We start from the raw sequence: 7,029 nt of genomic DNA on the forward strand, positions 1-7,029 counted from the left end.
AATCCACTAAGCATCAGCCCCTCGCTCGTAGCATCTGCTATGGGCGAGGGGCTTGCCTTTTCACTCCTACACACAGAGAGCTTGAGTTTATACAAGTTAAAGCAATCTCCCCACACAGCTATGATGAAAGATGCAGCTATAAAATCATACTCGCCCATATATAGAAAGTAAAAAGTAAGGCCAACCTCTCACATTTGAGAGGTTGGCCTTACTTTTAATATAAATTGTCGAGCCTTCCCGCTTCAGTGCTTAAGGGGTAAGACACGATCCTTACACCAGCGAAGAATCATCTTTGTCTTCTCCTTGGAAGAAGCAAGTCTCGCTAAGGATAAGAAGTGGGAGAGCTTAAGCATAGGGACATAGCGAATCACCTGATTATAGTAGTCGTAGATGCACTTCTCATGCCAATCAAGCGAAGTCAACTTATTGGCATAATAGACCTCATACTTATTCTGGGGAACGGGGATAGGATAACGCTCCATCCACTCGTAGAAGAGAGTAATGGCCCCCATCTTAGGTTCAAGCTGGGCCATAGAACCTGACAGATGAATCGTCGAGTGGCGGAAAGCAAACAGAGGCTGATCTACACACGCAACCCCGTTGGCTGCCATCTCGATAGTGGTAGCGATATCAGAACCTAATGCCCTTGGGAAATCAACAAATCCCTTCTCTCTCAAGACAGAAGTCTTGAAAGCAAAGTTTCCCATACAGATAAAGACTTCTCCAGAACGATAGGCATAGATATACTCAAGCTGAGAGATCAGACCTTTTGTATAAAATGACTCAAGCCCTACAAGTGCCCCTACCTCATCAATCTCCTCTACCCTCGTACGGATCAAGTCTACAGAAGGATGCTGCATTGCTAGCTTCATACACTCCTCGGCAAAGGTCGGAGCATAAAGGTCATCGTCTGCAGCCATAACGAGGTATTCACCTCGTACGAACCCTAGACAGTGTTCCCACTGCCGAGTCAAGTGCTTCCCTCCGATATTCTGCTCGTTGCGATAGTAGCGCACTCGAGGATCCGTGTACTGAGCCATAACAGAGTCAAGATCATGAGGAGAACAATCGTTTACGACGATCAACTCGATGGCTGGATATGTCTGAGCGAGGATACTATCTACTGCCTGCGCAAGCCATTCCGCTTTGTAGGCGGGCATAACGAAAGATATAAGCGGCTGAGTCTGCATAATATTGCAAGGATGATAGAGGAAGAATTAGCGCCCCTGATACATTTGCTCGTAGTAGGTCTCGTAGGCTCCAGAGGTAATATTGTCAAGCCACTCTTGATTCTCCAGATACCAACGTACTGTCAGCTCGACACCTTCCTCGAACTGGAGGCTGGGCTCCCACCCTAATTCCTTATGTAGCTTGGTGGAGTCAATCGCATAGCGAAGGTCATGCCCTGCTCTGTCCGTCACATAGGAGATCAGAGGGAGGGAGTGGCCTTCAGGATTGCCCAAGAGTCGATCTACCGTAGAGATAAGCACCTTGATCAGGTCGATATTCTTCCACTCGTTGAAGCCTCCGATATTGTAGGTCTCGGCAGTGCGTCCCTTATGGAAGATCAAGTCGATAGCACGTGCGTGGTCGACGACATAGAGCCAGTCACGCACATTCTCGCCCTTTCCATAGACGGGCAGAGGCTTACCATGACGGATATTGTTGATGAAGAGGGGGATCAGCTTCTCTGGGAACTGATAGGGACCATAGTTATTCGAGCAGTTGGTCACCAGTGTCGGCATCCCATAGGTATCGTGGTACGCACGGACAAAGTGGTCGCTGGAAGCCTTACTCGCTGAGTAAGGGCTATGTGGATCATACTTGTAGTCCTCAGTGAAGAGGGCCCCATCAAACGCTAACGTCCCGTAGACTTCATCGGTAGAGATATGATAGAAGCGCTTCCCGTCATACTTCTCCGGGCGAGCTTCCCAAACTTCACGAGCAGCCTGCAGGAGAGAGAGCGTCCCCAAGACATTGGTCTTAGCAAAGGTGAAAGGATCACGGATACTGCGGTCCACATGGCTCTCTGCTGCTAGGTGAATGATCCCATCCACCTCGTACTCCTTCAGGATTTCTCTTATACGCTCATATTCACAAATATCCTCACGTACGAAGAGGTAATTCGGAGCTTGCTCGATATCCTTGAGATTAGCCAGATTACCCGCATAAGTTAGCTTATCCAAGTTGATGATGCGGTAGTCTGGATACTTATTCACCATCAGACGAACGACATGCGAGCCGATAAATCCAGCTCCACCTGTGATCAGTAGGGTGCGCTTGTATTGCATAGCGTAATTGATATTTTTGATTTCTAGTAAAGTAAGTCTTGTATATCAAAGAGGTGCTCAGCCTCCTTGAGTCTAGGGTGTAGCTTATCCTTCTCGGAGAGGTTCACCCGATCGGTTGGTATGCGCCAGTCAATCGCCAGATCTGGGTCATCCCATGCTATTGCACCCTCACACTGGGGAGCATAATAGTTGTCACACTTGTACTGAAAGACTACTTCGGGGGAGAGTACGCTGAAGCCATGAGCAAAGCCTCGTGGGATGAAGAGCTGACGATGATTATCCTCGCTTAGCTCCACAGCCACATGTTGTCCGAAGGTCTTTGACCCCCGGCGTATATCGACTGCCACATCAAGGACAGAGCCACGCACGACGCGTACTAGTTTGCTCTGAGCATAGGGAGGAAGCTGAAAGTGCAGTCCACGGATCACTCCGTAGCGCGAATAACTTTCATTGTCTTGTACGAAGTCTGTTGCACAGACGTGCTCCTTGAAGGAGGCTGCACTGAAGGACTCAAAGAAATAGCCACGATCGTCTCCGAAGACCCGAGGCTCTAGGATCACAACTCCCTCAATCGAGGTCGGTACGATGTTCATGATCTCGCTGTATCTATTTGGTGGATATACGAACTAGCGCTTATTCTTCAGAAGCGAGAGGAGATACTGTCCATACTGATTTTTGCTCAGAAACTCTCCAATCTCTTGGAGCTTCTCCTTAGTGATCCAGCCTTGATGGAAGCCAATTTCTTCGAGACAAGCGATCTTGAGACCTTGACGCTTCTCAAGGGTCTCGACGAATGTGGAAGCTTCAGAGAGGGAATCATGGGTACCCGTATCCAGCCAAGCAAAGCCCCGGCCGAGCGTCTGCACCTTTAGAGCATCTTTCTTCAAGAAGGCCTCATTGACAGATGTGATTTCCAGCTCACCTCGAGCAGAGGGCTTAACTCCCTTAGCTACTTGAACTACCTCATTCGGGTAGAAGTAAAGACCGACGACAGCATAGTTACTCTTTGGATGCTCCGGCTTTTCCTCGATCGAGAGGCAATTTCCTTCGTCATCGAACTCTGCTACGCCATAGCGTTCTGGATCATTAACCCAATAGCCAAAGATGGTCGCCCAGCCCTTCTCTGCATCTGCTACGGCTTGAGTGAGCATCTGGCTGAAAGACATACCATAGAAGATATTATCCCCTAGAACTAGACATACAGAATCATTCCCAATAAACTCTTCGCCGATGAGGAAGGCTTGTGCCAGCCCGTCGGGCGAAGGCTGCTCGGCATAACTAAATGAGACTCCATAGTCACTCCCATCCCCCAACAGACGACGGAATCCTGGCAGATCCTGTGGTGTCGAGATAATCAAGATCTCACGTATCCCAGCCAGCATAAGTACTGAAATGGGATAGTAGATCATAGGTTTATCGTAGATAGGGAGAAGCTGCTTGCTCACCCCCTTGGTAATGGGATAGAGGCGTGTACCTGTACCGCCTGCCAGTATGATTCCTTTCATATTTGCTGCTTAATTTTTTCAAGGGAAGGTTCCTTGCTAAGAACAGAATCAACGACGATCAACGCTCCTCGTATACATTCTTTTCACAAAGATAGAATATTCCTTCCATCACACAGTTTCCTGAGGGTAGCTCACCAAGAGCCACCAATATAGCCAACTAAAAAACAACACATTGATACATCATCTATCTCCCAACAGATCTCAGAGGAATCCCTTACTTACTAGTATCATAGAGAACAACGCTACCATTTAATAAAGCTCCCCAAGTTAAGAGCAAGAGATAGCAACAAGTAGTTTAACGAGAGTAAAGTACTTGTATCTAAAGGGATAAGATTGAATCCTAAATATTGCAAATAGTATTCTGTGATGTACCATTAGCATACTAAATGGATGCACCTAATTAACTCGCCCTATCTTGAGCATGTTCGTTATCTTTGCCGATGCTTCGCACAAGTGAAGCAGGATCAAGCCACATGACGAATAACCTCCCCGATACTCCGATTGACGTAGTCATCATAGGTGCTGGCCTGACGGGCCTCACCGCAGCCTTCCATCTGAAGGAGGCTGGACTCAGCTTACACCTCGTTGAGCAACGTGATCGGCCTGGGGGCGTCATCGAGAGCCACAGCGAAGGGGGCTTCATCTATGAGTCGGGACCTACGACGGGCATCATCAGTCATGCTGCCGTCCCTCGCCTCTTTGCCGCCTTCCCAGATCTCATGTGCACCGCTTCAACCGAGGCCAATCGCCGCCTCATCCTCAAGAGCATGGGGAAGCACACAGGCGAAGGACAGACCTTCCTCCCCCTACCCTCCTCACCGCTCTCTGGGCTGAAGACACCACTCTTCTCGATGCGTGATAAGCTGGGCATCCTCCTCGAGCCCTTCCGTGCCCGTGGTCGGAAGGAGAACGAGTCGATCGCAGAGCTGGTCGTGCGCCGACTCGGGAAGAGCTTCCTCGACTACGCTGTCGATCCCTTCATCGGAGGCATCTACGCAGGCGACCCGCACCGTCTCGTGACGCGCTACGCCCTACCCAAGCTCTACGCCCTCGAGGAGCAACATGGGAGCTTCATCCGTGGGGCTATCGCCAAGGCACGAGCACCGAAGGATGCGGAGGCTCAGAGTGTGACGAAGCAAATCTTCTCCACCTCGGGTGGGCTATCCCAGCTCACACACGCACTTGCAAATCATATCGGGAGCGAGCACTTCTCCTACACTGCCGAAGGCTGTCGTATCACACGCACCGCAGAGGGGCTCTACGAAGTGCAGTTCACGGCGGAGGGCACCACACATACGCTCCGAGCTCACCACGTCATCACGACGACACCTGCCCCCACTCTTCCCAACCTACTCCCCTTCCTCTCCACAGAAGACCTCGCTCCGATCACAGCCCTTCGCTATGCGCCTATCGTACAAGTGGCGTGGGGCATGCGTAAGACGAAGCTCCCCCACTTCCATGCCTTCGGTGGTCTGGTCCCCTCGCACGAAGATGGCGAACTCTTAGGTATCCTTCATCCATCGGCATGCTTCGAAGAGCGCGCACCTAAGGGCGGTACACTCCTCTCAATCTTCCTCGGAGGGATGCGAGCCCCAGAAGTCATTGATTACTCGGACGAAGCCATCGAGGCCCTCGTCCGTGAGCGCCTGCAGCGCCTACTCGGGATTACGAGCGAGCCCGACCTACTGCACATCTTCCGCCACCGCTTGGCTATCCCCCAATACGAAGCCTCCTCAGGAGCACGCTTCGAGCGAATCGCGCAACTCGAAGAGCGCTATCCAGGCCTCCACTTAGCTGGGGCGATCCGTGACGGCATCGGCATCCCCGACCGCATCAAGCAGGGCGAGGCCTTAGCTCGTCTCATCAGCAAGCAGCATGGCGCCGAATAAAAGCACCTACCCCGAGCGCACGAAGAAGATCCTACGTGTGACGCTCCTCGGCAGTGCTTCCAACGCCCTCCTCGTACTACTGAAGCTCTTCGTCGGGATCGTAGGGCATAGTAGCGCGATGATAGCAGAGGCGATCAACTCAATCTCTGACTTCCTCACCGACATCATTGCCCTCATCTTCATCCGTATCTCGGGCAAGCCTCAGGATAAGGATCATCACTACGGGCACGGGAAGTTCGAGACGCTCGCCTCGGTCGTCATGGCAGTCGTCATGATCAGCGTCGGCGTCCTCCTCCTCTACAATAGCATCATCTCGATCATTGGCCTTGGGATGGGTACGCTCCAGCTGCCCCGTCCCAGCCGTATGACACTCATCGTCGCCTTCGTCTCCCTTCTGATCAAGCTCTTCCTCTACCGCTATACCTACCAGTGGGCAGGGCTGCTCAAGAGCTCGGCACTCAAGGCCAAGGCCCTCGACCACCGCAGTGATACGCTGGCACTCATCGCCGTACTCATCGGTATCGCTGGAGCTATCTTCCTCGATGAGCGCTGGCTCTTCCTCGAGCCACTGGCTGCAGGCGTCGTGAGCCTCTTCATCATCCACATGGGCTGGAGCGTCCTTCGCCCGGCCTTCAATGAGCTGACAGAGGAATGTCTGAGCCCTGAGATCGAAGGAGAGATCACCGAGATCGTCCTCTCGACGCACCGTGTCGAGGGCATCCATCGCATGCGCACTCGTAGCATCGGCGGGAGCTACGCTATCGAGATCGACCTCCTCGTCGATGGGCGCATGAGTGTAGCCGAGGGGCACGATATCACCCTCATCATCGAGCGTGAGCTACGCGCCCGCTATGGGACGACGACCCACATCGCTATTCATATCGAGCCCAGCTCCCACGGACATTACTAACATCCCTTACCCCACGATAAGCCAATGAAGATCGAAGCAATGAAGATCACCCTGCACGAAATGCGCTTCTACGCCTACCACGGCGTCTTCCCACAGGAGCAGCGTGTCGGCAATCAGTTCGTCGTCGAGCTCACTTTCTGGGCTGGCGTCGCAGGAAGCGTCCGCAGTGACGAACTGGAGGAGACCATCAGCTATGCCGACGTCTACGAGGTCGTCAAGGCCGAGATGGCTATCCCCTCGCGCCTCTTGGAGCATGTCGTCGGCCGTATCAGTGAGCGCCTCTTCGCTACCTTCCCCCGCATGCAGCGCCTCGTACTCACCCTCAGCAAGTGCAATCCGCCCTTCCCTGGCGAGGTACAGTCCGCAGCCTTCACCCTTGAAGCCAGCCGCGACTAAGCCGCCACGACTCGGATGCCTGAATACAAAACACGGGA

7 protein-coding genes are annotated in these 7,029 nt (G+C 52.4%); 3 read left to right on the forward strand and 4 right to left on the reverse strand.

Going from position 1 to position 7,029, the window contains the following annotated elements:
* Positions 1 to 242: 242 nt before the first annotated feature.
* Genes HMPREF1323_RS07215 through rfbA form a run of 4 tightly spaced genes read right to left on the reverse strand, consistent with a single transcriptional unit; the run spans position 243 to position 3,796 of the window.
* Entirely contained in the window at positions 243 to 1,190 is a 948-nt protein-coding gene (locus HMPREF1323_RS07215) for a glycosyltransferase family 2 protein (protein WP_083845386.1), read from the reverse strand.
* A 27-nt stretch (positions 1,191 to 1,217) separates the two neighbouring features.
* Positions 1,218 to 2,291: a dTDP-glucose 4,6-dehydratase gene (gene rfbB, locus HMPREF1323_RS07220; protein ID WP_009433436.1), complete on the reverse strand. Its 1,074-nt coding sequence runs from the start codon at positions 2,289 to 2,291 to the stop codon at positions 1,218 to 1,220.
* Positions 2,292 to 2,314: 23 nt separating this feature from the next.
* Positions 2,315 to 2,884 (reverse strand): dTDP-4-dehydrorhamnose 3,5-epimerase, encoded by a 570-nt coding sequence (gene rfbC / locus HMPREF1323_RS07225; RefSeq protein ID WP_009433455.1) that lies wholly within the window; start codon positions 2,882 to 2,884, stop codon positions 2,315 to 2,317.
* Positions 2,885 to 2,917: 33 nt separating this feature from the next.
* Positions 2,918 to 3,796, reverse strand: coding sequence for a glucose-1-phosphate thymidylyltransferase RfbA (gene rfbA, locus HMPREF1323_RS07230; protein ID WP_009433437.1), 879 nt, complete (start codon positions 3,794 to 3,796; stop codon positions 2,918 to 2,920).
* A gap of 440 nt (positions 3,797 to 4,236) precedes the next feature.
* On the opposite strand from rfbA, the gene hemG reads away from it, so the two are divergent.
* Genes hemG through folB form a run of 3 tightly spaced genes read left to right on the forward strand, consistent with a single transcriptional unit; the run spans position 4,237 to position 6,991 of the window.
* Entirely contained in the window at positions 4,237 to 5,685 is a 1,449-nt protein-coding gene (hemG, locus tag HMPREF1323_RS07235) for a protoporphyrinogen oxidase (protein WP_009433454.1), read from the forward strand.
* Positions 5,672 to 6,595 carry a cation diffusion facilitator family transporter gene (locus HMPREF1323_RS07240; protein WP_009433460.1) on the forward strand — a complete coding sequence of 308 codons (924 nt, stop codon included), beginning with the start codon at positions 5,672 to 5,674 and terminating at the stop codon, positions 6,593 to 6,595. Before hemG ends, HMPREF1323_RS07240 begins: the two co-directional genes overlap by 14 nt.
* A 24-nt stretch (positions 6,596 to 6,619) precedes the next feature.
* Entirely contained in the window at positions 6,620 to 6,991 is a 372-nt protein-coding gene (gene folB, locus HMPREF1323_RS07245; protein WP_009433463.1) for a dihydroneopterin aldolase, read from the forward strand.
* Positions 6,992 to 7,029 lie beyond the last annotated feature (38 nt).

This window comes from Porphyromonas sp. oral taxon 279 str. F0450 (assembly GCF_000292995.1).
GTDB lineage: Bacteria > Bacteroidota > Bacteroidia > Bacteroidales > Porphyromonadaceae > Porphyromonas > Porphyromonas pasteri.

Coding starts and splice junctions, on each gene's coding strand:
- folB (WP_009433463.1), top strand. CDS start 6,620: ATGAAGATCGAAGCAATGAAGATCACCCTGCACGAAATGCGCTTCTAC.
- rfbC (WP_009433455.1), bottom strand. CDS start 2,884: ATGAACATCGTACCGACCTCGATTGAGGGAGTTGTGATCCTAGAGCCT.
- rfbA (WP_009433437.1), bottom strand. CDS start 3,796: ATGAAAGGAATCATACTGGCAGGCGGTACAGGTACACGCCTCTATCCC.
- hemG (WP_009433454.1), top strand. CDS start 4,237: ATGCTTCGCACAAGTGAAGCAGGATCAAGCCACATGACGAATAACCTC.
- HMPREF1323_RS07240 (WP_009433460.1), top strand. CDS start 5,672: ATGGCGCCGAATAAAAGCACCTACCCCGAGCGCACGAAGAAGATCCTA.
- HMPREF1323_RS07215 (WP_083845386.1), bottom strand. CDS start 1,190: ATGCAGACTCAGCCGCTTATATCTTTCGTTATGCCCGCCTACAAAGCG.
- rfbB (WP_009433436.1), bottom strand. CDS start 2,291: ATGCAATACAAGCGCACCCTACTGATCACAGGTGGAGCTGGATTTATC.